Annotated in this window: 24 protein-coding genes and 1 pseudogene; 18 read left to right on the top strand and 7 right to left on the bottom strand. The window is 59.1% G+C overall.

The window, feature by feature from the left end:
* Positions 1 to 241 precede the first annotated feature (241 nt).
* From rpmH to CPAR_RS10545, 8 genes and pseudogenes are all read left to right on the top strand, one after another.
* Positions 242 to 403: a 50S ribosomal protein L34 gene (rpmH, locus tag CPAR_RS10860; protein WP_083762349.1), complete on the top strand. Its 162-nt coding sequence runs from the start codon at positions 242 to 244 to the stop codon at positions 401 to 403.
* A 48-nt stretch (positions 404 to 451) separates the two neighbouring features.
* On the top strand, positions 452 to 895 hold the full coding sequence (gene rnpA, locus CPAR_RS10570) for a ribonuclease P protein component (RefSeq protein WP_156773434.1): 444 nt from the start codon (positions 452 to 454) through the stop codon (positions 893 to 895).
* 20 nt (positions 896 to 915) lie between these two features.
* Positions 916 to 1,224, top strand: coding sequence for a membrane protein insertion efficiency factor YidD (gene yidD, locus CPAR_RS10855; RefSeq protein ID WP_083762361.1), 309 nt, complete (start codon positions 916 to 918; stop codon positions 1,222 to 1,224).
* A complete protein-coding gene (yidC, locus tag CPAR_RS10565; RefSeq protein ID WP_012503303.1) occupies positions 1,224 to 2,987 on the top strand; it encodes a membrane protein insertase YidC in 1,764 nt (587 codons plus the stop codon). Before yidD ends, yidC begins: the two co-directional genes overlap by 1 nt.
* A 6-nt stretch (positions 2,988 to 2,993) precedes the next feature.
* The gene (locus CPAR_RS10560; protein WP_012503302.1) at positions 2,994 to 3,590 is read left to right on the top strand and encodes a phosphatase PAP2 family protein; all 597 of its coding nucleotides are present in this window, start codon (positions 2,994 to 2,996) and stop codon (positions 3,588 to 3,590) included.
* A pseudogene (locus CPAR_RS11425) lies at positions 3,587 to 4,506 on the top strand (ROK family protein). Before CPAR_RS10560 ends, CPAR_RS11425 begins: the two are co-directional and overlap by 4 nt.
* A gap of 18 nt (positions 4,507 to 4,524) precedes the next feature.
* Positions 4,525 to 5,964, top strand: coding sequence for a 23S rRNA (uracil(1939)-C(5))-methyltransferase RlmD (rlmD, locus tag CPAR_RS10550; protein ID WP_012503301.1), 1,440 nt, complete (start codon positions 4,525 to 4,527; stop codon positions 5,962 to 5,964).
* A gap of 292 nt (positions 5,965 to 6,256) precedes the next feature.
* On the top strand, positions 6,257 to 6,511 hold the full coding sequence (locus CPAR_RS10545; RefSeq protein WP_156773433.1) for a hypothetical protein: 255 nt from the start codon (positions 6,257 to 6,259) through the stop codon (positions 6,509 to 6,511).
* Between the two features lie 75 nt (positions 6,512 to 6,586).
* On the opposite strand, the gene CPAR_RS10540 is transcribed toward CPAR_RS10545, so the two are convergent.
* The 7 genes from CPAR_RS10540 to CPAR_RS10510 all read right to left on the bottom strand — a co-directional run bounded on the left by CPAR_RS10540 (position 6,587) and on the right by CPAR_RS10510 (position 12,084).
* Positions 6,587 to 7,105, bottom strand: coding sequence for an O-acetyl-ADP-ribose deacetylase (locus tag CPAR_RS10540; protein WP_012503299.1), 519 nt, complete (start codon positions 7,103 to 7,105; stop codon positions 6,587 to 6,589).
* A gap of 48 nt (positions 7,106 to 7,153) precedes the next feature.
* Positions 7,154 to 7,672, bottom strand: a complete 519-nt coding sequence (locus CPAR_RS10535) for a YkvA family protein (protein WP_012503298.1) — start codon at positions 7,670 to 7,672, stop codon at positions 7,154 to 7,156.
* Positions 7,673 to 7,714: 42 nt separating this feature from the next.
* Positions 7,715 to 8,542, bottom strand: coding sequence for a rhomboid family intramembrane serine protease (locus CPAR_RS10530; RefSeq protein WP_012503297.1), 828 nt, complete (start codon positions 8,540 to 8,542; stop codon positions 7,715 to 7,717).
* A 128-nt stretch (positions 8,543 to 8,670) separates the two neighbouring features.
* Positions 8,671 to 9,864: a phosphoglycerate kinase gene (locus tag CPAR_RS10525; RefSeq protein WP_012503296.1), complete on the bottom strand. Its 1,194-nt coding sequence runs from the start codon at positions 9,862 to 9,864 to the stop codon at positions 8,671 to 8,673.
* A gap of 153 nt (positions 9,865 to 10,017) precedes the next feature.
* Positions 10,018 to 11,070, bottom strand: a complete 1,053-nt coding sequence (gene mltG / locus CPAR_RS10520; protein WP_041466202.1) for an endolytic transglycosylase MltG — start codon at positions 11,068 to 11,070, stop codon at positions 10,018 to 10,020.
* A 17-nt stretch (positions 11,071 to 11,087) separates the two neighbouring features.
* Positions 11,088 to 11,405 (bottom strand): chorismate mutase, encoded by a 318-nt coding sequence (locus tag CPAR_RS10515; RefSeq protein ID WP_041466201.1) that lies wholly within the window; start codon positions 11,403 to 11,405, stop codon positions 11,088 to 11,090.
* Positions 11,406 to 11,568: 163 nt separating this feature from the next.
* Positions 11,569 to 12,084: an NYN domain-containing protein gene (locus CPAR_RS10510; RefSeq protein WP_012503293.1), complete on the bottom strand. Its 516-nt coding sequence runs from the start codon at positions 12,082 to 12,084 to the stop codon at positions 11,569 to 11,571.
* Positions 12,085 to 12,201: 117 nt separating this feature from the next.
* Here CPAR_RS10510 and mraZ point away from each other — a divergent pair, with 117 nt between their 5' ends.
* Genes mraZ through murG form a run of 10 tightly spaced genes read left to right on the top strand, consistent with a single transcriptional unit; the run spans position 12,202 to position 23,888 of the window.
* The gene (mraZ, locus tag CPAR_RS10505; protein WP_012503292.1) at positions 12,202 to 12,696 is read left to right on the top strand and encodes a division/cell wall cluster transcriptional repressor MraZ; all 495 of its coding nucleotides are present in this window, start codon (positions 12,202 to 12,204) and stop codon (positions 12,694 to 12,696) included.
* The gene (gene rsmH / locus CPAR_RS10500) at positions 12,674 to 13,630 is read left to right on the top strand and encodes a 16S rRNA (cytosine(1402)-N(4))-methyltransferase RsmH (RefSeq protein ID WP_012503291.1); all 957 of its coding nucleotides are present in this window, start codon (positions 12,674 to 12,676) and stop codon (positions 13,628 to 13,630) included. The genes mraZ and rsmH overlap by 23 nt, the downstream gene beginning before the upstream one ends.
* A 20-nt stretch (positions 13,631 to 13,650) precedes the next feature.
* Positions 13,651 to 14,118, top strand: coding sequence for a hypothetical protein (locus CPAR_RS10495; RefSeq protein ID WP_012503290.1), 468 nt, complete (start codon positions 13,651 to 13,653; stop codon positions 14,116 to 14,118).
* A 20-nt stretch (positions 14,119 to 14,138) separates the two neighbouring features.
* On the top strand, positions 14,139 to 16,097 hold the full coding sequence (locus CPAR_RS10490) for a penicillin-binding protein (protein ID WP_012503289.1): 1,959 nt from the start codon (positions 14,139 to 14,141) through the stop codon (positions 16,095 to 16,097).
* Positions 16,097 to 17,650, top strand: a complete 1,554-nt coding sequence (locus CPAR_RS10485) for a UDP-N-acetylmuramoyl-L-alanyl-D-glutamate--2,6-diaminopimelate ligase (protein WP_012503288.1) — start codon at positions 16,097 to 16,099, stop codon at positions 17,648 to 17,650. Before CPAR_RS10490 ends, CPAR_RS10485 begins: the two co-directional genes overlap by 1 nt.
* Positions 17,647 to 19,080, top strand: coding sequence for a UDP-N-acetylmuramoyl-tripeptide--D-alanyl-D-alanine ligase (locus CPAR_RS10480; protein WP_012503287.1), 1,434 nt, complete (start codon positions 17,647 to 17,649; stop codon positions 19,078 to 19,080). Before CPAR_RS10485 ends, CPAR_RS10480 begins: the two co-directional genes overlap by 4 nt.
* A 3-nt stretch (positions 19,081 to 19,083) precedes the next feature.
* Complete coding sequence (mraY, locus tag CPAR_RS10475; protein WP_012503286.1) at positions 19,084 to 20,190, top strand: phospho-N-acetylmuramoyl-pentapeptide-transferase; 1,107 nt, start codon at positions 19,084 to 19,086, stop codon at positions 20,188 to 20,190.
* A gap of 1 nt (position 20,191) precedes the next feature.
* Positions 20,192 to 21,595, top strand: coding sequence for a UDP-N-acetylmuramoyl-L-alanine--D-glutamate ligase (gene murD, locus CPAR_RS10470; RefSeq protein ID WP_012503285.1), 1,404 nt, complete (start codon positions 20,192 to 20,194; stop codon positions 21,593 to 21,595).
* A complete protein-coding gene (locus CPAR_RS10465) occupies positions 21,589 to 22,797 on the top strand; it encodes an FtsW/RodA/SpoVE family cell cycle protein (protein ID WP_012503284.1) in 1,209 nt (402 codons plus the stop codon). The genes murD and CPAR_RS10465 overlap by 7 nt, the downstream gene beginning before the upstream one ends.
* Positions 22,794 to 23,888: an undecaprenyldiphospho-muramoylpentapeptide beta-N-acetylglucosaminyltransferase gene (gene murG / locus CPAR_RS10460; RefSeq protein WP_012503283.1), complete on the top strand. Its 1,095-nt coding sequence runs from the start codon at positions 22,794 to 22,796 to the stop codon at positions 23,886 to 23,888. The genes CPAR_RS10465 and murG overlap by 4 nt, the downstream gene beginning before the upstream one ends.
* Positions 23,889 to 23,903 lie beyond the last annotated feature (15 nt).

Here is a 23,903-nt window from a genome sequence, read left to right as displayed (position 1 = left end):
TTTATTGGAAAAAGGCTAAAAAGTTATCAACATGTGTTGATTTCTTGAAGGTTCAGGTTTTGCAGGGGATTTGGTGGTCGAAGTTTTTTTTATCAACAAGTTGTCCACATTGTGGAAAGATTGTTGATTTGGGGATGTTGATAGATAATTGATCGCGTCCGATTCTTGCTAATCATCGAGTAAAATGATAAATTAAGAGTCCTGTTATTTTAATCAATCATTTGAGAGGAGTTTTGAGGGTATGAAAAGGACATTTCAGCCGAGCAACAGGAAGAGAAGGAATAAGCACGGATTCAGGCAGAGAATGGCGACCAAGAACGGCCGCAGGGTTATTTCGTCCAGAAGGGCCAAAGGCCGTCACTCGCTGTCGGTCAGCAGCTCAATGAGCGCTTCGAAGCGTTAACAAGCTGGTCCGGAATGGAGCTGATGTTTCGTTTCCGGACCCTACCGCTTGCATGTCGGCATGCTTTCGGAACAACGAGCCCATGCTCTTCCGAGACGTGAGATCCTTCGTGGAAAATCCACGATTTCACCTCTGTTCAATGAGGGCAACCGCCTGAAAGGCGGTCCTCTCCTGATGTTTTATACCTGTTCCCGGCAGGGAGATCGTACCGGTTGTACGCCCGTCAGGGTGCTGTTCACGGTTGGCAAGAAGCTTGTGCCGAGAGCCGTGGACCGGAACCGGATCAAGCGATTGATGCGAGAGGCATACCGGCTTGAAAAAAAAGCATTGTCCGGGTTGACTGTATCTGAAGCGGATGGCGTTCCTTGTCAGGTGCTACTGGCGTTTTTGTATCGGGGGCGTGCCGACAGCGTGCCGCCGCTTGCAGAATTCCGGACCGAAATCCGCAGGATGCTGAATACTATGGTTACCAAAAGGCTGGCTCAGTTATGACGACGGCCGGATCGAGCACAATGGATGAAGAACGGACACATTGGACAAAAAGAAGCCTCAGCGCTGTTGGCCGGGTTGTCAATGCCGTGCCGATTCTTCTGATACGTTTTTACCAGACCTTCATTTCCCCTTTACTGGGTCCGTCCTGCCGATTCCAGCCCACCTGTTCTCGTTATGCCATCGAGGCGTACCGTCAGCACAATTTTTTTTATGCCTCCTGGCTGACCGTCTGGAGGGTGTTGCGGTGCAATCCTTTTTCAAAAGGCGGCTATGACCCTGTTCCTCCCCGAGCCGGGAAATCCGCGGCTAATACAAAAGATTCGAAGTAATGGATAGAAATTCGGTGATAGGCTTTTCCCTGATTGCAGTGATCATGATCGTGTGGTTGCAGTTCATGAAGCCCGAACAGAAAACGATGCTCGACCCGGTGCCGCCATCACGCGAGATGGTGCAGAAAGATGCCGCAGAGAACGCACCGGCCTCAGCGGCTCCCGAAACTGCCGCCGAGAGCCTTGGTTCATTTGCAAAGGCTTCCACCGGCACCGAACAGATCATCACTGTCGACAACGATTTGTTCACGGCGGAGCTTTCATCCAAAGGCGCGACGCTCAAATCCATGGTGCTCAAGAAGCATCTCGATGTGAACGGCAAGCCCTTCAACCTGATTTCGGAGAAGAACAAGGGCGCGCTCTCCATGCTCTTCCTGAGCAACGATGGCAAGCGCATTGATACCCGTGACCTCTATTTCCGGAGCCTCGATACGAAAAAATCGGAAACGGTCACCGGCAAGGAGAAGCTGTCGGTCAGCTTTGTGCTCGATGTCGATGCCAGCCGCAGCATGCAGGTGACCTACACCTTCACCGGCGACAGCTACGTGATCGATTACGACCTCAAGCTCAACGGATTCGGCTCGACTCTGGCTGGTAACGAGTATCAGCTCGATTGGGACGGTGGTCTTGTCTATTCCGAAAAGGACACTGCGGACGAATCGCACAACGCGATTTCAAGCGCCTACCTCGGCGGTGGATTGCTCAAGCTCGACGCGAAGGATTCCAAGAAGCGCTATCAGGAGGAGGAGTCCGGCAAGGCCGAGTGGGTGGCTGTCAGGAACAAGTACTTCGTCGCGGCGATGATTCCTGAGCGCGAAACCGAAGGCGTCTTTCTGCAGGGCACCAAAAAGGACGGTGTCGATTTTGAGAACTACACGGCTGCCCTGAAAATGATGATTCCGGCTGGTCAGAACTCTGTGACGGATCGGTATCGCCTCTACGTCGGCCCGCTCGACTACAACACCGTGCGTTCGCTGCACGTCGATCTTGAAAAGATCATGGACTTCGGCTGGGACTGGCTCACCCGCCCATTCGCCGAATACCTCATCCTGCCGATCTTCAACTGGATGAACAAGTATGTGACCAACTACGGTCTCATCATCATCATCTTCGCTTTCCTCATCAAGACGGTGACCTGGCCGCTCTCCCTGGCCTCGACCAAGTCGATGAAGAAGATGTCGGCCCTGCAGCCGATGATGAAGGAGATCCAGGAGAAGTACAAAAACGATCCGGCAAAGTTGCAGAGCGAGCTTGGGCGCATCTACAAAGAGGCTGGCGTCAATCCGCTCGGTGGCTGTCTGCCGACCGTGATTCAGATGCCGCTGCTGTTCGCCATGTTCTACGTCTTCCGTTCTTCGATCCAGCTTCGCCAGCACGGCTTTCTCTGGGTGAAGGATCTCTCCGTGCCGGACTCGATTCTCGACTTCGGCTTCAAGCTTCCGCTCTACGGTGACCACATCGCCCTGATGCCGATTCTGATGGCCGTGACCGTGTTCTTCCAGCAGAAGATTACGCCGACTACCCAGACCAACGATCAGATGAAGATCATGATCTGGATGTTCCCGGCCATGATGCTGCTGTTCTTCAACAACATGCCGTCCGGCTTGGCCCTGTACTACCTGATGTTCAACGTCTTCAGCATCGCCCAGCAGGCCTACATCAACGCCACGGTCTCCGACGAGGACAAAGCCGCCGCTGCCATGCAGGTTGCCGCTTCGGCCAGCCCGTCGAAGGGCGCGAAAAAGGGAGGCAAGAAAAAGTAACCGGCAATGGGCGGTCTCGAACAGGTGGATGCGTGGCTTTTCCAGCTCCTGAACCATACCCTGGCTCACCCGGCGCTGGACGACCTGATGCTGTTTCTGACCAAGCCTAAGTTTTCCGGTCACATTCTCTGGCTGACGGCGCTTTTCATCGTGCTCAGGAAGGGGCGCGACGGTTTCTGGATCGTGCTCCTTCTCCTGCTTTCGGTCGGTATTGCCGACTACACCGCGTCCGGGATCTTCAAGCCTTTGTTCCAGCGCGTGCGCCCCTGCTTCGCCCTCGAAGGGGTGCGACTCCTTGTCGATCAAACCCACTCCTGGTCGTTCGCTTCATCCCACGCGGCCAACTCGACCGCTATTGCAGCGCTCATCTGGATCTTCTTCTGGAAAGGCAAGCTGATCGACAAACTCTTCACGGTGACGATGATCATTTACGCAGCGATGGTTGCCTTTTCGCGAATTTACATCGGCGTGCACTATCCGGGTGACGTGCTTGGTGGCATCGTGATCGGCCTCGCCAGCGCGGCCCTGATCTACACTGCATTTGCCTGGGTCGTCAAGAACGTGGTGCACCGGCGGGCGATGCTGAATGGAGGCGTAGAATGAATCGCTGGGGAATCGATCTCGGCGGTACCAAGATCGAGGGGGTGATCCTCGACAGCGAGTTGCGCCCCGTCGTGCGCCACCGCATTTCGACGGAGCAGGAAGAGGGGTACGGCCACATCCTGATGCAGATCAAAAGCCTCGTCGAAACGATGGCCGAGAAGGCTGGACTCGACCTGCCGGAGCGGATCGGCATCGGCACACCCGGACGAGCCGACGGCAGCGACGGGGTTATCAGCAACTCGAACACCGTCTGCCTGAACGGCATGCCGCTCTTGCGCGATCTGCGCGAGGCGCTCCGGATGGAGGTGGTGATCGACAACGACGCCAACTGCTTCGCGCTCGCCGAGTCGATGCTCGGTGCGGGGCGCGACGAGATGGCGCGGCCCGGCGCGACAGCGTTCGGCATCATCCTCGGCACCGGCGTGGGGGCGGCATCGTCCGCGACGGGCAGGTGGTGCGCGGCGCGCACGGCATCGCCGGAGAGTGGGGCCACAACCCGGTGCCGGGTGAACAGGCGAAATGCTACTGCGGACGGCGCGGCTGCGTCGAAACGGTCATCTCCGGCCCGGCGCTCGAACGCCACTACGCGCTCCTCAGCGGTCGCAAAGCCTCGCTGAAAGAGATCGCCACCTCGACGGGTCACGACGACTACGCGCGGCAGACCATCGACCGGCTGGTTTCGAAATTCGGCGTGGCGCTCGCAGCGGTCATCAATATTCTCGATCCGGACCTCGTCATCATCGGCGGCGGCGTGGGCAACATCCGCCAGCTCTACACCCCGGAAGCGCGCGAGGCGATTGCCAAAAACGTCTTCAACCACTCGTTCGACATTCCGCTCCTGCCGCCCTTGCTTGGTGACAGCGCGGGGGTCTTCGGCGCTGCGCTGCTCGCGGGGCCGCCATTGCATTCACGATAATCTTTTCATCGAACTCCATTGGAACAACAGGAAATCCGCTACAGAAAAGGCGACATCATCGAACTCACCATCATCGACCACGCCGAGCGCGACAAGTGCTTCGGCAAAACCGCCGAGGGGATGGGTGTGATGGTTTCCGGCATTCTCGCGCCTGGCGACCGCGTTTCGGCGCAGGTTTACAAGGTCAAGTCGCGCTACCTCGAGGCGCGTGCCATCGAAGTGCTGTCGCCGTCGCCGGATCGCGTCGAGCCGGTCTGCCCGGTTTTCGGCTCCTGCGGCGGATGCAAGTGGATGCACGTCGGCTACGAGGCGCAGCTCCGCTACAAGCACAAAAAGGTGACCGACTCGCTCGTGCATATCGGCGGCTTCGAGAACCCCGACGTGCTGCCGGTGCTCGCCGCACCCGACGCGCTGCACTACCGCAACAAGGTGGAGTTCTCCTGCTCCAACATGCGCTACCTGCTCCAAAGCGAGATCGATAGCGACGAGCTGTCGAAGCCCAAAACCTTCGCCCTCGGCTTCCACGCGCCGGGCAACTTCGAAAAGGTGCTCGACCTCGACACCTGCTACCTCGCCAAAGAGTGCATGAATCGGGTGCTGAACGTCGTGCGTGACTTCGCCCTCGAACGCGGCCTCGCGCCCTATGCGGCCAAGGCACACGAAGGCTACCTGCGCAACCTCATGCTCCGCTACAGCGAGCGCCATGACCAGCTCATGGTCAACATCGTCACCTCGTGGCATGACGCGGAGCTCATGCAAGCGCTGAAGGAGCGGCTCGAAGTGGCCATGCCGGAGCAGCAGATGACCCTGCTCAACAACGTCACCACGCGTAAAAACACCGTCGCCACCGGAGAGCAGGAGTACGTCATCAGCGGCGACGGCTACGTCACCGAACGGCTCGGTGACCTCGACTTCAGGATTTCGGCCAACTCCTTCTTCCAGACCAACACCCGCCAGGCCGAAACGCTCTACGACCAGATCATCGCCGTCGGCAGCATCACGCCGGAGGACACCGTTTACGACCTCTACTGCGGCACCGGCACCATCACGCTCTACCTCGCCCGCCACTGCAAGCAGGCGATCGGCATCGAAGTGGTCGAAAGCGCCGTCCGCGATGCGCAGATGAACGCAGAGCTGAACGGCCTCTCGAACACGGTCTTCTTCCAGGCCGATCTCAAGAACTTCCATGCCATGCAGGAGGCGCTCGAACCCTACGCCAAACCCCGCATCATCGTCACCGACCCCCCGCGCGCCGGAATGCACCCCAAAGCGCTCGACACCATGCTCAAGCTTCAGCCCGAGCGCATCGTCTACGTAAGCTGCAACCCCGACAACCTCGCCCGCGACGGCAAAGAGATCGCCGCCCGAGGCTACCGGATGACGTCAGCCCAGCCGGTTGACATGTTCCCGCAAACGAATCACATCGAGACGGTTGCCTGTTTTGAGCGGGAGGGGTGACGGGTAATTGTTGACTCATCCGTGGTTCTTTTTCTGCTCTTTATCGGATTAATTATCAATGAATAAAAGTGGTCAGGGGACTTTGTAGCCGGTATTTTCTGAGAAGCACCAGGGTTTTATAGTGCAAAAACCCGTTCAGAACTCTTGCGTTTTTAGTGCAAGAAAAGTGTTGTATTGCAAATATCAGCGGATATAATTCCCCTCTTCTCCCAATCGTTTTCATTGCCTAACTTACCTATGCTGAATGCTTGAAAAGCACTCGGTATCGGTAACCCCAAAAAAGGAGAAAGTCATGAAACGATTCATCGTGGTCGGTATTGTCGCGCTGTTTAGCCTTGCCGGAGTTTCGTCGGCGATGGCTGGCGGCGGGATCGCAATTCCGAATCCGAATACGGGCGAGGTGTTGACTATCGGTGATCAGAACGATGATCCGCCCGGCGATCCTGCTTCCGACCCCAGCGGCCCCTTCGGTTCTGCACCTCAGTCTGGCGACGGTATTTCGGATGGCAGCGGTCTGGACTCTCCCAATGGACCGAATACTCCGTAAACAGCGGAGGACAAGCAAAGCATTAATTCCCCCGATTCAAGTCGGGGGTTTTGTTTTTCTGCTCTTGACGGGCGCTTACCGCTCTGCGAGGGCTTGGCGATAAACCTCCAGATCGCGGTCGGAAAAGCAGCAGAAGAGCACCTCATCGATGGTGGTTTCTTCCGCCAGAACTTCGTGCACGGTTGCCGTTGCGATGGCGGCGGCCTGTTCGATGGGGAAGCCATACGCTCCGGTGCTGATGGAGGGGAATGCAATGGTGTGGCACTGGTGCTCGATGGCAAGTTTCAGGGCGTTGCGGTAACAGGAGGTGAGCAGCTCGGCTTCGTTGTGGCTGTCGCCATGCCAGACCGGGCCAACGGTGTGGATGACATAGCTGGCGGGCAGTCGATAGCCCTTCGTGATCCTCGCCTCGCCGGTCGGGCATCCGCCAAGTGCACGGCACGCTTCGAGCAGCTCCGGGCCTGCGGCGCGATGGATCGCTCCATCGACTCCGCCACCACCGAGCAGACTCGAATTGGCCGCGTTGACGATAGCGTCGACCTTCAACGTGGTGATGTCGGCCTTGATGGGATGGATCAGAGCGGATTGCCGCATGGTTCGACCGGGTTCGGTTGGTTCGAAACGCCGCTGTCAGGCGTTGTTTTACGCTTTCTCGGCTTCGTCAGAAATCGTCTCGGCTGTTTCCGAAGCGCTCTCCGGTTCCTCTTCCTCCACCTCTTCGTAGTCCGCATCGACCACTTTTGGCATCGGTTCATCTTCTCCGGTGGAACTGCCCTTTTCCCATTCGAGGAAGGCGTTGAGATCGTGGTTGATCGAGGCGAGTACGGCGGTGAGCACGGCGGCGTCGTCGATGAAGCCGACCAGCGGAATGAAGTCGGTTATCAGATCGAAGGGGTTCACGAAGTAGATGAGGGCCGTGACGGCAAGGATGAGCGTCTGCCAGGGAACGATGTGGTATTCACGGCTCAGGTAGGCGCGTACAAGCCGGATCAGCGTCTGGAACTTGTCAGAAAGCTCGCTGAACTTCGATGAAGCACCGGGATTCGAGGCCATCTGCACAGCCGAATCGATGACGCCCCTGAGCTTTTCAGGGTCACGAATGGTTTCTTCGGCCTTTTGGCGGGCACGCTCGAAAAAGCGGTTCTCTTTCTTCTGTTTCATGGTCTGCTCGTGCCGATTTCTCAGGCAGCCGCTGCCGGCGGGTCAGCGTTTGCCTGCGTTGAGAAGCTTGCGTTTTTCTTCCTCCGTCAGGGATTCGTAGCCTCTGCTCGAAATCTTGTCGAGAATCCGGTCGATTTCGGCTTCCGAAACCTCTTCGTTCCCTTTTCCCCCTTTCCAGAGCGTCGGCCCTTTCGGTTTTTTCGGGAGGGAAACGTTCTTCATCAAGCGTTTGAGCGTCCACTCGTTTCGCCTGATGGTGATGTAGATGAAGCCGACGAGCATGCCGCCGAGATGCGCGAAGTGGGCGACTTCACTGCCACTGCCCATCGTCCGGTTACCGAGGCCCGACATGAATTCGATCAGGGCATAACCGGCGACAAAGTACTTAGTCTTGATCGGAAGCAGGAAGTACAGGAAGATGTAGCGGTCGGGAAACATCATGGCAAAGGCCAGCAGCACGCCGAAAATGGCTCCCGAAGCGCCGATGGTGGGATAGGGCGAGCCCATGGTGGCCAGCAGGTTGATGAAGGCCGCTCCGATCCCGCAGATGAAGTAGTAGGTGACGAAGGTTTTCGTGCCCCAGTAGTTCTCGATCTCCGTTCCGAACATCCACAGGGCGAACATGTTGAAGAAGATATGGGTGAAGCTTCCGTGCAGGAACAGATAGGTGATCGGCTGCCAGAGCTGGAACGAGTAGCCCTGAAGGTTGTGGGAGCCGATGGGCCAGAGCGCGCCGACGATCGTAAGCAGCGGGCCGATCTGGGATTGCTGGAACAGGAAGATCGCCACGTTGGCGATGATGAGGGTCTTGATCGCCGGGGGCATTACCTGAAAGCCGCCGGGCATGTATGGCTGGTCGTATCGGGTCATTCAGCAGAGTTTGCAATGAGGGCGCTTCTGAAAACCTGTTGCTCTGCATCAAGCTGTTTTTCAGAAGCGCCCAAGATTGTTCGTACGGTTCGGAATTTGCTTCCGTCACCAACAATGCGCGTCAGGGGTTAATCGTTCAGCGCCGCGATGCCGGGAAGCTCCTTGCCTTCGAGGAATTCGAGGCTGGCTCCGCCGCCGGTCGAGACGTGGGTCACCTTGTCGGACAGACCCGCTTTGGCGATGGCCGCCGCCGAGTCTCCACCGCCGATGATGGTGATGGCGCCGGCATCGGTTGCATCGGCAAGCGCCTGGGCGACGGCGAAGGTGCCTTTGGCGAACTGGTCGATTTCGAACACACCCATCGGGCCGTTCCAGAGCACGGTTTTGGCGCCGAGAATCTCTTTGGCGTAGGTTTCGATGGTTGCCGGGCCGATGTCGAGGCCGCTCATGCCGTCCGAGATCGTCGTAACCGGTTCGACTCGCGAGGCGGCGTCAGCCGAGATTTCGGCAGCGACCACCACATCTTCCGGAAGGATCAGGCGAACGCCCTTCTCTTTGGCCTTTTCAAGCAGAGAGATGGCCAGCTCGATTTTGTTGTCTTCCACCAGCGAGTTGCCGACCGGCAGTCCCTGCGCCTTGAAAAAGGTGAAGACCATCGCGCCGCCTACCAGCACGGTATCGACCTTGTCGAACAGGTGTTCGAGCACGTCGATCTTGCCGGAAATCTTGGCGCCGCCGAGAATGGCCACGAACGGTCGTTTTGCATCGTTGAGTGCCGTGCCGAGGTAGCGCAGCTCCTTTTCGATAAGGTAGCCGGCCACGGCGGTCGGCACGTAGTGGGTGATGCCTTCGGTCGAAGCGTGGGCGCGGTGGGCCGTTCCGAACGCATCGTTCACGTAGATTTCGCCCATCGATGCCAGCTCGCGGGCGAAATCCGGATCGTTTGCCTCCTCTTCGGGATGGAACCGGAGGTTTTCAAGCATCATCACTTCGCCATCCTGCAGGGCGAGCACCTCCTGCATCACTTCAGTGCCGATGCAGTCATTTGCCATCGTCACCGGCATACCGAGCAGCTCCGAAAGACGCTTTGCCGCCGGTGCCAGGGAGAATGCGGGATTGACTTTGCCTTTGGGTCTGCCGAGGTGCGACATCAGGATCAGCCGTCCGCCCTCTTCGATAACCTTGCGGATCGAAGGCAGCGCCCCGACAATTCTTTTGTCGTCGGTGATGTTCCTGTCCTGATCGAGCGGAACGTTAAAATCAACACGCATCAAGACCCGTTTTCCCTGTAACGATATGTCAGACAACGTCTTTTTCTGCATTTCCCTGTGATGTTGGTTGGTGGATTCGTGGGACGGTGAAGTTTTCGTAAACGTGAATATACATTAGGACACCTTTAAAAACCTATTACACGACCCGATTGCAGTGTTGGGCAGTGCTCAAATATCTGCGTTCTGCGGCATAACGGCCGTTGGTCAGCGCTGATCGGCTTCCTGGGCTTGCTCCCTGAGGAGTTTTGCCCGAACGCTGCGGTAGTGCTGGACGTTCTGGGCGTGTCCTGCCAGCGTGGATGCAAAGGCGTGACCTCCGCGCCCTGTGGCCACGAAGTAGAGGTAGTTCGTTCTGGCCGGGTTCAGCACGGCGTTGATCGAGGCCGGGCCGGGGTTGCAGATCGGGCCGGGCGGCAGTCCGGCATTACGGTAGGTGTTGTACGGAGAGTCGATTTCGAGGTCCTTGAACAGCAGGCGCCGGGCCGGGCCGGGAATGGCGTACTGCACGGTCGGGTCGGCCTGCAGGCGCATGTTTCGTTTCAGGCGGTTCAGATAAACGCTCGCCACGACCGGCTTTTCCTCATCGAGCGGCGTTTCGGCTTCGACGATGGAGGCCAGCGTGAGCAGCCGGTTTTCGTCAAGTCCGGCGCTTTTGGCCCGTTGTTGCAGGCTGTCGGAGTAAAACGATCTGAACTGTCTGGTGAGGAAGGTTACTACCTCGTCGGGCGTGCTTGCCCAAGGGAAGTTGTAGGTGCCGGGGAACAGGTACCCTTCGGTGCTGCGCCCTTCAATGCCGAGCGACTGGAGCAGCTTCGGGTCGCGTGTTGCTGCCATGAACGCGGTCGAATCGATGTCGAGCCCCCCGGCGATGATCGAAGCGATCTGCGTCTGTTCCACGCCGTTGGGGATCATGAGGCGCACTTCATCCTGCGGACGCGAATGAAGATAATCGAGGAGCGCGACGGAGGACAAGTTCCGGGGCACGGTGTAGCGGCCCGGCTTGATGTTGCGCAGCTTTGGGTTCAGCACTCCGGCGGCCAGGAGCGGCCAGCGGAACCGGACGGCTCCGGCGTCATGCAGCGATTCGACAATTTGCCGGAAGCTGTCGCCGCGATGCACAGCGATCCGCGGCTCGGCTTCATGTTGCCGAACGGAGTTCAGCCCGGGAACCAGCACAAACAGTGCAACGACGATGAGCGGAACGGCAAGCATCGCACGGACAATGGCTGAACGGAAGGGCTTGGATTGGCGAGGCATAACAAAGACGTGGAGTCTTATCGGGAGGCTGGATTCTGCTGGCTCTCCTGCTGGAACACGCGCGATTCATTGAGGATGCTGTGGTAGATCTTTTCGAGTGCCTGGCTCATCAGGGGTGAATCGGCCTGCTTCAGGACGTTGGCAAACACCTCTTTTTCGCGTTCAGGCTGGAGCACGGTTTCTCCGATCCTCGATTTGACGGCGCTGATGTTCCCTGCGAATTGCAGGCGTTGGCAGAGCAGCGGGACTAACTGCCGGTCGATTTCATCGATTTTTCCTCTCCATTCTTCAAGCTCCCGCCAGTGATCGTTGTTCATTGCACTGCTATCGGACATGATTCGGTCGTCGGTTAAGGGGATGCGTAAAAATAAGTTCAAAGGGTCGCCCTGAGCACAGTAGCTGCCTCGCAGTTTCGCCAAAGGCGCGGCCATGCACAAACGGTCAAGGTGCCATTAAGTATAATAAATTGTCAAAAGAAATGGTGGCGGTTTGTGCGCCTCATTTTTTCCTGTCGAACATCCTGAGCCAGTAGTCCACCTCTTTGTCGGACAGCGGGGCTGAACTGGTGCTTTGCTCTCCGGCCTTGCGGGACGGACCTCCATCACCATTCGTGGTGATGCCCATCGCCGCCAGCTCCTCGATAAAGGTTTCGGAATCGATGCAGCGGGCGCCCCATGCGGTGGCGTGCCGCTGGATTTCACGATCGGAGCTGACCACCAGCATCATGCCGGGGCGAGGCTCCAGCGAGCGGGCATGGTCGATGATCCAGCGGTCAGCGGATTTGAGCGAACCGCTGTAGGTGACCTCGATGCTGCCGCGCGACGAATGAGCCCTCGGCCCGCCACCGCCGTCATAGACCACGGTAACGTGGCGGCGGCTTTTCTGCCGGTAGCGCGTGAGCATCGCTTCAAGCCGTTCCCGCATGGAGGCCATCGGTTCGCCGGGCGCGATGTCGCGGAGTTTGTGAATCAGGTTGTAGCCGTCGATGACGGTTTCGCGGTACTTGGATGGCATCGCACTGTTTCTGCTTTATTACTGTTTTTTGCCTCTCCAGACTTGAGTGTACTATTTTTTTTAAACTTTCGATTGCCTACATTTAAAGTGGGGAAAGTGGGAAAAAGTGGGGAGATTATGCCCGGATTCATCGGTAGAGAGCAGCACACCGTTGACGACAAGGGCCGGCTTCTGATTCCGGCCAGGTTTCGTCGAAAATTCCTTCGCCAGAAGGATGAGGAGAGTGCGGAAAAAGCGAAGCGGCATGAGGTGCTCTATGTCTTTAAAGCTGATGACGGCTCGCTCGAACTCTACGAACCGGCGGTCTGGAATGAAAAGGAGCACCAGCTACTCAAGCTTTCCGATTTCAATCCTGAAGAGCGCCTGCTGACCACCATGATCTATGCCCGCCTCGACCAGCTTGAACTCGATCGCTCCGGAAGAATCGCGCTTTCTCGCGAGATGCTTGACCATGCAGGAATTGAGCGTGAGGCGGTCGTGATTGGCGCCAACGCGAAGATGATCGTCTGGAATCCGGACAGACTCACACAGCTTCTGGCCGATAACGCGGGAAGTTTCTCCGGGCTTGCCAACCGATATGTCAAAGGTGATGGGAAATCAGGAGTATCATGAGCCGGTTCTGGCCGATGCGACCACTTCGCTCCTTGTCACGCGGCCGGGGATCTACATCGACGGAACGCTTGGCGGCGGCGGGCATTCGCTGGAGCTGCTCCGGCGGCTTGACGCGCTCGATGGCGAGTCGCTTTTGGTGGGCATCGATCAGGACAGCTACGCGCTTGAAGCCGCCGGGCAGAAGCTTCAGGATTTCGGCGACAAGGCGATACTGCTCAGAGGCAACTTCAGCATGGTCCGGGAGCTGCTTGCTCCGGTTAAGCGTGGCCCCGGAGAGGGTCTGGAAGTCATGGGGTTGCTGCTCGACCTCGGGGTTTCATCATTCCAGATCGATACACCTGTCCGGGGTTTCAGCTATCTCAGGGACGGCCCGCTCGATATGAGGATGGATCCGGACGGCCCGCTGACGGCCGCCGACATTGTCAACGATTATGAAGAGCAGGCATTGGCGCGGTTGTTTTTCAGGTATGGCGAGGAAGCGCATGGCGGCCGGATTGCCAGAGCCGTGGTGAGCGCCAGAAGCGTTGCTCCTATCACGACCACCGGAGGGCTTGCCGAGGTGGTTCGCCGGGCCTGCCCGCGAAAGGACTCCCCAATCAAGACCCTTTCGAGGATTTACCAGGCGCTGCGGATCGAGGTCAACGATGAACTCGGTGTTCTTCAGCAGGCGCTTGAAGACGGCTTTGCCGTGCTTTCGCCCGGTGGGCGTTTTGCGGTGATCAGTTACCACTCTCTCGAAGACCGGATCGTCAAGCGTTTTTTCAGCGCCCGTTGCACGGCGGACTGGGGTCCGAAAGGCCTCCCGTTGCGAGAGCCGCTCAAGCCGGCCGAAGCTGAACTGGTGACCAGAAAATCGGTGCAGGCCGGTGAGGCCGAAGTCAGTCGGAATCCGAGAGCGCGAAGTGCGCGTCTCCGGGTTATTCAAAAACTTTAACCCTGACAAGGAGGTGTCCCATGAGCGTTTTGAGGCGTGCCGGAAGCTCGTTTACCGCCCTTGCGGGTAAAGCGAAAGCATTTTTAGATGAGAAGCGTGATAGCTTTGGAGGGTACGAGTTCGCTGGTGTAGATGTGCTCGGTGAACGGCAGCCGTTCAGTGGCTACGAGTCCGAACCGGTTCCGTCGACTTCGCCGAAGCTGTCTTCGACGGCGTTCAATCTCGGTGCAATCCTGCGCCTGAGGAGCTTTCTGTATCTTTTGGCGGTAACAGGGATTTTTCTCTTCCAGATCGGCAGTACGCTGGCCATCAACGATCTGGCCCTGCGTAACGAGCGGCTCCGCGAGCAGTTGCGGATCAGCACCAGCATCACCACAGCACAGGCGCTTGAGATCCGGCAGTTGCAGAGCATCCGGAACATTACCGGCTATGCACAGCAGCTCGGCCTCAGCGCGTCACCCGTGCCTCCGGTGGAACTCAAGCCTTGACGCGTGACGGTGATAATTGCATGAACGAAGAGCAAGGGATACAGCAGCAGCATGCTGCGGGCTCCGGTGACCGGGATTTCGGCCTGCGTCTTGGCATCATCGGGGTGCTCATGCTTGTCTTTTTTACGGCAATCGTGATGCAGCTGCTCCGGATTCAGGTGCTTGATGTCGGCAAATACCGAGAAAAGGCAAGCCGGCAGTATGTAAGAAAAATCGATGAGCATGGGCGCAGAGGGAGCATTCTTGACCGTCACGGGCGACCGCTTGCCGAAAGTGTCGAGACCATATCCTTTGCTGCCGATCCCTCCCGCATCAAAGACCGGTCGCAGGTTGCGAGGCTTTTTTCTCAGAATTTCGGCAAGAGCAGCTACTACTACCTTAAAAAGCTGAAGCGCAAACGGCGCTTTGTCTGGATGGAGCGCAACGTGCCGGTTACGAAAGCTGCCGGTCTGATGACCGCAGGACTGAAAGGGATCGATTTCAGACGCGAGCAGCAGCGCCATTACCTTAACGTCGCGGCCCAGCTCATCGGCCTGACCGATCGTGACAACCTTGGCGTCAGCGGTCTGGAAAAGAGCTTCGAAAAGCGGCTTCGGGGCGGCGAGGGCTCAAGGGTTTTCTACCGTTCGGCAATCGGTGAGCTTTACCCGGCGCCCGATGTTGAGCAGGTGCCTCCGCTCGGCGGGAACAGTGTGGAGCTGACCATTGATGCGGATATTCAGGCCATTGTCGAGGATGAGATCATGCGGGCGGTCAACGAGCAGCAGGCCACCGCAGCCATGGGCATCGTGATGGATGTCCGCAGCGGCGAGATTCTGGCCATGGCCAACTACCCGACCTTCGACATGAACTCTCGCAAAGGCGTGACCTTCGCCAGAATGCGTAACCGGGCGGTTACCGATATGTTCGAACCGGGCTCCACCTTCAAGCTCGTCATGGCGGCCGGTGCGACCGAGGTGCTTCACTGGAAGGCTTCGCACGTGGTGGACGGGCACGAAGGGCTGCTGATGATTCATGGAAAACCGGTCAGAGATCATGAGCCTCTCGGGCTGATTCCCTTCCGGAAGGCGATCACGGAGTCGAGTAACGTCGTGGCTGCGAGCACCGCCCTGCAGCTCGGGCCGGAGAATTTCTATCACTATGCCACGGCTCTTGGTTTCGGCAAGAAAACCGGCGTCGGACTTATTGGCGAATCGAGCGGGCTGCTCAAGCCGGTTTCCGACTGGGGCAAGCTGACCCTGCCGTGGATGGGTTATGGCTATCAGGTTATGGCCACGCCGCTGCAGGTGCTTCAGGCCTATGCGACGCTGGCCAATGACGGAGCCCGGATGCGCCCCTATATCGTCAGGCGTATTATCGATCCTGACGGCCGGGTCGTTATGGAGAACGAGCCGAAAAAAGTGGTGCAGGCGCTGGAGCCAGAATCCGCGCGTTACATAACCAGAGAGTATTTCCGTCCTGTGGTTGAAGAGGGCACCGGCCAGTCTGCAGCCATCGAAGGGGTTGCGGTGGCTGGCAAGACCGGAACGGCGCAGAAATTTTATAACGGGAGCTATCATGGCTGGAGCCATTATCTCTCGTCGTTCGTGGGGTATTTTCCGGCTGAAAACCCTCAATATGCGGCGATTATCGTTGTCGATGAGCCGAAGACGGCGTATTATGCATCCGCTGTTGCTGCACCGGTTTTTTCGAGAGTCTGTGGGCGGGCGCTGGCCTGTTCACCCGAAATGCAGCGCCGCCTGGAGCTGAAGTCGCCGGAGCGGTCCCGGCTGGACGGCATTGCGACCGTGGCGGTGCCCGTGCTGCAAGGGCTCAGCGGGAACGAAGCCTCGAAACTGCTCGAATGGCACGGACTTTCGATGGGCAGAACCGGAGATGATGACGGGTACGTGACCTCCCAGAGCGTGGCGCCTGGCACGAAGGTTCGCAAAGAGTCACGGGTGACGGTGCATCTGGAGCGGAAAAAGAAAGAAAAGTGATGAGTGACACGGGGAACGGAAGCGCTTGCGCGAAGCTCGGTGAGCTGATCGACGGACTTGGCGGTCTGGTCGATCGCCGGGGCGCGTGCGCGTCTGACCGGCCGGTTTCCGGCGTGAGCAGTGACTCGCGGCAGATCGGGCCGGGTTCCATCTTCGTGGCCGTACGCGGCTTCATCACCGACGGGCATCTGCATATCGACAGCGCCATCGAGGCCGGAGCGGTTGCGATTGTCTGCGAGGCGTACCCCGCCGAACTGCGTGACGGCGTCTGCTACCTGCGCGTCACCGAGAGCCGCAAGGCGCTCGCCGAGCTGTCGAAAAACTGCTACGGCAACGCCTCTGACCAGCTCATGCTGATCGGCGTGACCGGCACGAACGGCAAAACCACCACCGCGCGGCTCATCAGCTCGATGCTCAACGCTGCGGGCATTCCCGCCGGGTACATCGGTACGGGGCTTTGCCGCATCGGCAATCGCGACATCGAACTCGAACGCACCACTCCGGAGCCGAACGGCCTGCATGCGCTTTTCCGGCAGATGGTCGATGCCGGTTGCTGCGCGGCTGTGATGGAGGTCTCCTCCCACGCGCTTGTGCTTGACCGCGTGCACGGCCTGCGCTTCAGGTCAGCCGTGTTTACCAACCTCACACCGGAGCATCTCGATTTCCACGAAACGATGGAGGAGTATGCAGCAGCCAAGCGCCTCTTGTTCAGCCGCCTGACTGATGATGGCTTCGCCGTTCTCAATGCGGACGACCCGCAGGCTGGTTTCATGGCCGCCGGGCTTCCGAATGATTACCTTTACTGTTGCTCGCTTTCCGGGAATTCATCGCTCTGCGATTCGGATCACCGTTTTCGGGCGTTCATCTCTGCTTCGACGGTTGAAGGTTCGACGGCTGAAGTCACTTTTGGCGCCCAGTCGGCCACCATGCAAGTGCCACTTCCGGGCGAGTACAATGTGATGAATATGCTCGAAGCCTTCGCGGTGGGCATCAGTCTCGGTCTTGATCCCGCCAAGGCGCTTGCCGGGCTTGCCGAATCGGAGGCCGTGCCGGGGCGGATGGAGCGGATCTGGAGCGCCGACCGTTCCCGCTGCGGCGTGGTCGATTACGCCCATACGCCCGATGCGCTGCAGAAGGCGCTCGAAACCCTGCGTGCGGTGACGCCCTCCGGCTCGAAGCTCTCGGTGGTGTTCGGCTGCGGAGGCAATCGCGATCGGAAGAAGCGCCCCGAGATGGGCCGCATCGCTGCCGAGCTTGCCGACCGGGTTATTCTGACTTCCGACAACCCGAGGGATGAAAATCCCGAATTGATTCTCGACGAGGTCGAGGCGGGCATGGCGGGCCGGGTGCATCTCAGAATTTCCGATCGCGCTGAAGCCATCCGGCGGGCGGTAGAAGGTCTCGGCACCGGTGACATTCTGCTGGTGGCCGGCAAAGGTCATGAAGAGTATCAGGAGGTGGCGGGCCGGAAACACCATTTTTCCGACCGTGAAACGCTTGCGGCCTGTTTTGCCGAAGTGCATTTTGAAAGGGAAGTAAAGGAGCAGTCATGAAAGGGGCGCTGATCTACAGCGATTTCAACCGTGCAGGCCGGATCGAGGCCTCGGATGTCGATGAGCGGTATCAACTCGTCGATCCGGTGGTGGTGATCGATTCTCGCAAGGTGGTCGAGGGCGCGGTGTTTGTAGCCCTTCCGGGCGAGCGCACCGACGGCCACCGCTTTGTCGGCGCGGTGTTCGCCAACGGCGCGTCGTGGGCGGTGGTCTCGAGCGAATGGTTCAGCCAGCATGGCTCGGAGCATCGGGGCGAAGGCCGCCGCTTTCTGGTTGCCGACGATCCGGTCGCAGCCTTTCAGCAGCTCGCTACGGCCTATCGGGAGCGCTTCGACATTCCGGTGATCGGCATCGGCGGCAGCAACGGCAAGACCACCACCAAGGAGATGGTGGCCGCGGTGCTCTCCACCGCCTTCAAGGTGCGGGTGACGCAGGGCAACTACAACAACCATCTCGGCGTGCCGCTGACCCTGTTCCAATTGCGCCGCGATACCGAGATGGCGGTCATCGAAATGGGCATCAACCACCCCGGTGAAATGGCTTTTCTCGCCTCGATAGCGCGGCCGACCCACGGGCTGTTGACCAACATCGGTCACGAGCATCTCGAATTTTTCGGCTCCCTCGACGGCGTGGCCAAAGCCGAGGCAGAGCTGTTCGATTATCTCGAAGTGAGCGGCGGCACGGCTTTCGTCAATCTCGACGACCATCGTCTTGCTGCCGCAGGTGCGTCGCTGTCGCGCAAAATCTGTTATGGAGCTGTGCCGGGCGAGCCGTGTGCGTGGTGGGCCGAAGAGGTCGGCAGCGACCGGGTGGGCCGCATCGCGTTCACGCTCTGTTCCGAAGCTGGAATCCGCCAGCCGGTTGCGATGAACTTCATTGGCCGCCACAACGTCACCAATGCCGTGGCCGCGGCGGCGGTCGGCGCACACTTCGGCCTCGCGCCCGAACAGATCGCCAGCGGTCTCGGCGAACTGATGCCCGCGAGCGGCTGGAAACGCATGGAATTGCTGGAGGCGGGCGGCGTGGTGGTGCTCAACGACACCTACAACGCCAATCCCGACTCGGTGCGTCTGGCGCTCGACACGCTTGCCAGTCTCGACTGCTCGGGCCGGAAGCTCGCTGTGATTGGCGACATGCTCGAACTGGGCGGCAACGCGGCGCTTGAACATGAATCGATCGGCAACTATATTCGCCAGCTGCCAATCGACGGTTGCGTCACTATCGGGCCGCTTGCCGGTTCCTGTTGCCAGAATGCGCAAGAGCGCTGCCTTGGCCATTTTGAGACCATGGATGATCTTGATGCCTTCCTCGGCGACTACGTCAGGCCGGGCGACGCGGTGCTCTTCAAAGGCTCACGTGGCATGAAGCTCGAACTGGCTGCCGAAGCGCTTGTGAAACGAATGACCCCAATCAAGGAAGTATCTGACTGACCAATGCTCTACTATTTTCTTCGATACATCAACGAAATGTTCAACCCGCCGGGAATGCGGGTGATCGAATACCTGACCTTCAGGGCAAGTGCGGCTGCCATCACCGCTCTTCTGATTACCGTTTTTGCCGGGCCGTCGTTCATCCGTTTCCTTAAATCCCACTTCCTCGAACCGGTCAAGGAGGAGGCTCCGGAGGAGCATCGCAAGAAAAAGGATGTCCCGACGATGGGCGGCCTGCTCATCATTCTGGCGGTTGAAATTTCGGCGCTGCTCTGGGCCAAGGTCGATGACCCGCATGTGTGGCTGATCATGCTTGCGGTGCTCTGGATGGGGCTGATCGGCTTTATCGACGACTACCGCAAGGTTGTGCTGAAGATCAAGGGTGGACTTGCCGGAAAGTACAAGCTGGTCGGGCAGGTCGCACTCGGGCTGGTCGTCGGCTTCTACACCTGGAACGATCCCGCTTTTTCGGTGCTGCTCTCCAAGACGAGCGTGCCCTTCCTGAAAAATTTCTCCGTTGATTACGGCATCTTCTACATTCCGGTGGTGATCTTCATCATCACGGCGGTCTCAAACGCGGTGAACCTGACCGATGGCCTCGACGGTCTGGCGGCGGGTAACGCAGCGATCGTGACGATGGCTCTCGGTCTCTTTGCGTACCTTGGCGGCAATGCCGTCTATGCGGGGTATCTGAGCATTCCGTTCATCTCCGGGGCCGGTGAGATCGCCGTGGTCAGCATGGCGATTGTCATGGCGTGCGTGGGCTTTCTGTGGTTCAACTCGAATCCGGCGGAGGTCTTCATGGGCGACACGGGGTCGCTCGCCCTCGGCAGCGCCATTGCGGTGATCGCGCTCATGATCAAGCAGGAGCTGCTCCTGCCGGTGCTGGCCGGAATCTTTTTCATCGAGACCTTGTCGGTCTCCATGCAGGTGGCCTGGTTCAAGTTCACCAAATGGCGGTTCAAAGAGGGGCGTCGCATCTTTCTGATGGCTCCCCTGCACCACCATTTCCAGCTGAAGGGATGGCCGGAGCAGAAGATTGTTATCCGCTTCTGGATCATCTCGATCCTGTTGTTTTTGACAAGCCTCATGACCCTGAAACTACGATAACGTGAATCCGGAAGCGCTGAAAGGAGTGGCGGTGTCGGTTATCGGCGCCGGAAAAAGCGGAGTGGCTGCAGCTGGCCTGCTTGCCAGTGCCGGAGCGCGTCCGCTGGTCAGCGAGTTTGGCACCGTCAAAGCCGAAGCTGCGGAGCAAATGCGGGCGCTTGGCGTGCCGTTCGAAGAGGGCGGGCACTCGGAGCGGGTGTTCGAGGCGGAATTGTGCGTGGTGAGCCCCGGTATTCCGCGTACTGCTCCGGTCATCCGGGAGATGGAGGCTCGCGGCATTTCCGTGGTCAGCGAGATCGAGCTGGCCTCGTGGTTCTGCCGGGCGCGCATTATCGGCATCACCGGTACGGACGGGAAGACCACCACGGCTACGCTCATTCACCGTATCTGCGAGGCTGATGGCGAGCAGCAAGGCTACCGCGCGTTCAGCGTGGGCAACATCGGCACGCCCTTTTCGTCGGAGGTTTCCGGCATGGAGCCGGACGACATCGCCGTGCTGGAGCTGAGCAGCTACCAGCTCGAAGGGTGCAGCTCGTTCCGGCCAAACATTGCCGTGCTGACCAACATCACGCCCGACCACATGGATCGCTACGGCGGCGACATTCACGCCTACGCCAGGGCGAAGTTCCGCATTCACGCATCGCAGCAGGCCGGAGATACGCTGATTTACAACCACGACGATCCACTGCTGCGCGCCCATTTCGAGGGTGACGGGCCGTGGCCGTTCAAGGTGGTGCGCACCGGCCTGAAGGCCGAGTCGTTTGAGGGTGTTTCGGAGGACTTTGTTTCGGTGGCTGACGGCTGGATTGTTATCCGGACGGCGGGCCTGACGGAGCAATTCATGCCGGTCGATGAGGTCATGAAGCCAGGGTTTCGCGGCGAGCATAACCTGTACAACGTGCTCTCGTCAGTGGCGGCCGCCCGCGCGGCAGGTGTTCGGGACGACGCGGTGCGCCGGAGCCTCTCGGAGTTCGGTGGCGTCGAGCACAGGCAGGAGTTTGTCGGCTCGTTCTGCGGCGTGGACTGGATCAACGACTCCAAAGCCACCAATGTCAATGCCATGCGTCAGGCTCTCCAGACCGTTCCGGCTGGCATGGTGCTCATTGCTGGCGGGCGCGACAAGGGCAACGACTACGCATCCATCGCCGAGCTGGTGAAGGAGAAGGTCTCCTGCATCGTGGCTATCGGCGAGTCGCGCGGCAAGATTGCGGAGGCGTTTCGTGGCGTTGTGCCGGTCTTCGAGGCCGCATCGCTTCACGAGGCTGTCGAGCTGGCCCGCCAGTCGGCCCGACCCGGCGGGAGCGTGCTCTTTTCGCCTGCCTGTTCAAGCTTCGACATGTTCAGCGATTTCGAGGATCGGGGCAGGCAGTTCAAGCAATCGGTACGGGAGATGGCATCATGCTGAAGTTTCTGACCATGCCGGACTTGTCCGGCGGAACACCGGAGCTGCTTCCGGCACAGCCGGGTAACGGGGATGCTTTTGCGGGTAAGCTGCTGCTCTTCATCGTGGTGGTGCTGATGTGTATCGGCATTGTGGTGGTTTACAGCAGCGGCGCGGGCTGGGCTGAAAAGAAGTTCGCCGATCCGCAATACTTCCTCTGGCGTCAGCTCACCTTTGCCGTGCTGGGGCTTGGCGTGATCTTTGCGGTCGGCCATATCGACTACCATCTGTTCATGAAGGCCAGCAAAGCTTTGTTGTTCCTCAGCATCGTGGCGCTGGCCATGCTGCTGGTGCTCAAACTTGTCGGTGTTATTCATGGTGCGGCCCGATGGCTCGGCTTCGGGCCGCTGAAGTTCCAGGCTTCCGATCTTGCCAAGTACGCGATCATCCTGCACTTTTCGCGGTTGCTTGCCGAAAAGCGAAACTATATCAGGGATTTGCACACCGGTTACTATCCGATGCTGATTCTGCTGATGACTGTGGTTGTTCTGGTTGCGCTTGAGCCGAACTTCAGCACCTCCTCGCTGATTGCGCTGATCGGTTTCACGCTGATGTTTATCGGCGGCATCAGAATCAAGCACCTCCTGGCTACGGGCGCGGCGCTGATTCCGATCGCGGCGGCGTTCGCGATTGCCGCGCCGTATCGCGTGGCCCGTCTGGTGGCATTTGGCGGCGGAGAGGATCAGTTGAGCTATCAGGTCAGGCAGGCGTTGCTCGGCCTAGGCAATGGCGGCCTGCTCGGCCTCGGCCTCGGGGCCAGCAAGCAGCGCGAACTGTACCTGCCTCTCTCCTACAACGACTTCGTTTTCGTGGTCATCGGCGAGGAGTACGGCTTTATTGGCGCGCTGGTGGTGCTCCTGCTTTTCGCAGGCCTGCTTGCCTGCGGCATCATCATCGCCAAGCACGCTCCCGACCTGTATGGTCGGTACGTGGCCACAGGCGTCACCATCGCCATCGTTCTGTATGCGTTCATCAACATCGCAGTTGCCAGTCACCTGTTGCCGACGACCGGCGTTGCGCTGCCATTCATCAGTTACGGCGGCACGGCGCTGCTGTTCAATTCGCTCGGCATCGGGATGCTGGTGAGTATTTCGCGGTACCGGAAAAAGGTCGAAACGGTGCAGCGGGCCGAGGCCTTGCTCGATTCGAAGGGAGGGCGGTCATGAAGGTGCTGTTTGCCGGAGGCGGAACCGGCGGCCATCTCTACCCCGGCGTCGCGATGGCTTCCGAGCTGAAGAAGGTCGTGCCCGGCGTCGAAATCTCCTTCGCGGGTACTCCGGCCGGTATTGAAGCCACCGAGGTGCCGCGCCTCGGCTATCCGTTGCACCTCCTGCCGGTTCGGGGGCTGAAGCGCGGGCGCTCGCTGCGCGACCTCGCGGCGAACGTTGGGGTGCTGAAGGATTTCGGCTCATCGCTCATGCAGGCTTTTTCGATCATCCGTAAAGAGACGCCCAACGTAGTTGTCGGCACGGGCGGTTACGTCAGTGCTCCGTTGCTGCTTGCCGCGCAGCTTTCGGGCTGCAAAACGCTCATTCAGGAGCAGAACGCTTTTCCGGGCGTGACCACCCGTATGCTTGCCCGGATGGCGTCGGAGGTGCACCTGTCGTTCGCCGAGAGCCGCAAGTTTTTCGGCGACAGCAAGAATGTGTTCGTGACGGGCAATCCGGCGCGCGAGTTCCCCGCCGAGCCGCGTCAGGCATGTCTCGACTTTTTCGGTCTCCGGGGCGATCTGCCCACGCTACTGGTGTTCGGCGGCAGTCGCGGGGCACGGGCGATCAACAACGCGCTGCTTCGTTTCTGTGGGAGGCTGGAGGGCAAAATCAATCTGATCTGGCAGACCGGCTCGCTCGATGCAGAGCGGGTAACGGCGGAGGTTTCGTCTTCGTCAACGCGCTGGATCGGGCCGTACATTCAGGAGATGGGCAAGGCGTACGGCGCAGCCGATCTGGTACTCTGCCGGGCAGGCGCGTCGAGCCTCGCTGAATTGACCAATCTCGGCAAGCCGTCGGTGCTTGCGCCCTACCCGTATGCGGCTGCCGATCACCAGCGCCACAATGCGCGCGCGCTCGTCAACGCCGGAGCGGCGATTATGATCGAGGATACCAATCTTGCCGACGATGCGTCGCTGGAAACGATTCTCGATCTCCTCGGTGACTCCGAGCGGCTTGACCGGATGGGCCATGCGTCGAGAAGCGAGGGGTATCCGGGAGCGGCAGCCGAGCTGGCGGGAAGAATCATTGCGCTATCAAAATCGTAAGGAGTGGGAGTCACT

It is taken from the genome of Chlorobaculum parvum NCIB 8327, from assembly GCF_000020505.1.
GTDB classification, from domain to species: domain Bacteria; phylum Bacteroidota; class Chlorobiia; order Chlorobiales; family Chlorobiaceae; genus Chlorobaculum; species Chlorobaculum parvum_A.
The sequence above is the reverse complement of the archived record's forward strand: the minus strand, read 5'-3'. Positions and strand labels throughout refer to the sequence as shown.

Coding starts and splice junctions, on each gene's coding strand:
- rpmH (WP_083762349.1), top strand. CDS start 242: ATGAAAAGGACATTTCAGCCGAGCAACAGGAAGAGAAGGAATAAGCAC.
- yidD (WP_083762361.1), top strand. CDS start 916: ATGGATGAAGAACGGACACATTGGACAAAAAGAAGCCTCAGCGCTGTT.
- yidC (WP_012503303.1), top strand. CDS start 1,224: ATGGATAGAAATTCGGTGATAGGCTTTTCCCTGATTGCAGTGATCATG.
- CPAR_RS10560 (WP_012503302.1), top strand. CDS start 2,994: ATGGGCGGTCTCGAACAGGTGGATGCGTGGCTTTTCCAGCTCCTGAAC.
- CPAR_RS10545 (WP_156773433.1), top strand. CDS start 6,257: ATGAAACGATTCATCGTGGTCGGTATTGTCGCGCTGTTTAGCCTTGCC.
- CPAR_RS10540 (WP_012503299.1), bottom strand. CDS start 7,105: ATGCGGCAATCCGCTCTGATCCATCCCATCAAGGCCGACATCACCACG.
- CPAR_RS10535 (WP_012503298.1), bottom strand. CDS start 7,672: ATGAAACAGAAGAAAGAGAACCGCTTTTTCGAGCGTGCCCGCCAAAAG.
- CPAR_RS10530 (WP_012503297.1), bottom strand. CDS start 8,542: ATGACCCGATACGACCAGCCATACATGCCCGGCGGCTTTCAGGTAATG.
- CPAR_RS10525 (WP_012503296.1), bottom strand. CDS start 9,864: ATGCAGAAAAAGACGTTGTCTGACATATCGTTACAGGGAAAACGGGTC.
- mltG (WP_041466202.1), bottom strand. CDS start 11,070: ATGCCTCGCCAATCCAAGCCCTTCCGTTCAGCCATTGTCCGTGCGATG.
- CPAR_RS10515 (WP_041466201.1), bottom strand. CDS start 11,405: ATGTCCGATAGCAGTGCAATGAACAACGATCACTGGCGGGAGCTTGAA.
- CPAR_RS10510 (WP_012503293.1), bottom strand. CDS start 12,084: ATGCCATCCAAGTACCGCGAAACCGTCATCGACGGCTACAACCTGATT.
- mraZ (WP_012503292.1), top strand. CDS start 12,202: ATGCCCGGATTCATCGGTAGAGAGCAGCACACCGTTGACGACAAGGGC.
- rsmH (WP_012503291.1), top strand. CDS start 12,674: ATGGGAAATCAGGAGTATCATGAGCCGGTTCTGGCCGATGCGACCACT.
- CPAR_RS10495 (WP_012503290.1), top strand. CDS start 13,651: ATGAGCGTTTTGAGGCGTGCCGGAAGCTCGTTTACCGCCCTTGCGGGT.
- CPAR_RS10490 (WP_012503289.1), top strand. CDS start 14,139: ATGAACGAAGAGCAAGGGATACAGCAGCAGCATGCTGCGGGCTCCGGT.
- CPAR_RS10485 (WP_012503288.1), top strand. CDS start 16,097: ATGAGTGACACGGGGAACGGAAGCGCTTGCGCGAAGCTCGGTGAGCTG.
- CPAR_RS10480 (WP_012503287.1), top strand. CDS start 17,647: ATGAAAGGGGCGCTGATCTACAGCGATTTCAACCGTGCAGGCCGGATC.
- mraY (WP_012503286.1), top strand. CDS start 19,084: ATGCTCTACTATTTTCTTCGATACATCAACGAAATGTTCAACCCGCCG.
- CPAR_RS10465 (WP_012503284.1), top strand. CDS start 21,589: ATGCTGAAGTTTCTGACCATGCCGGACTTGTCCGGCGGAACACCGGAG.
- murG (WP_012503283.1), top strand. CDS start 22,794: ATGAAGGTGCTGTTTGCCGGAGGCGGAACCGGCGGCCATCTCTACCCC.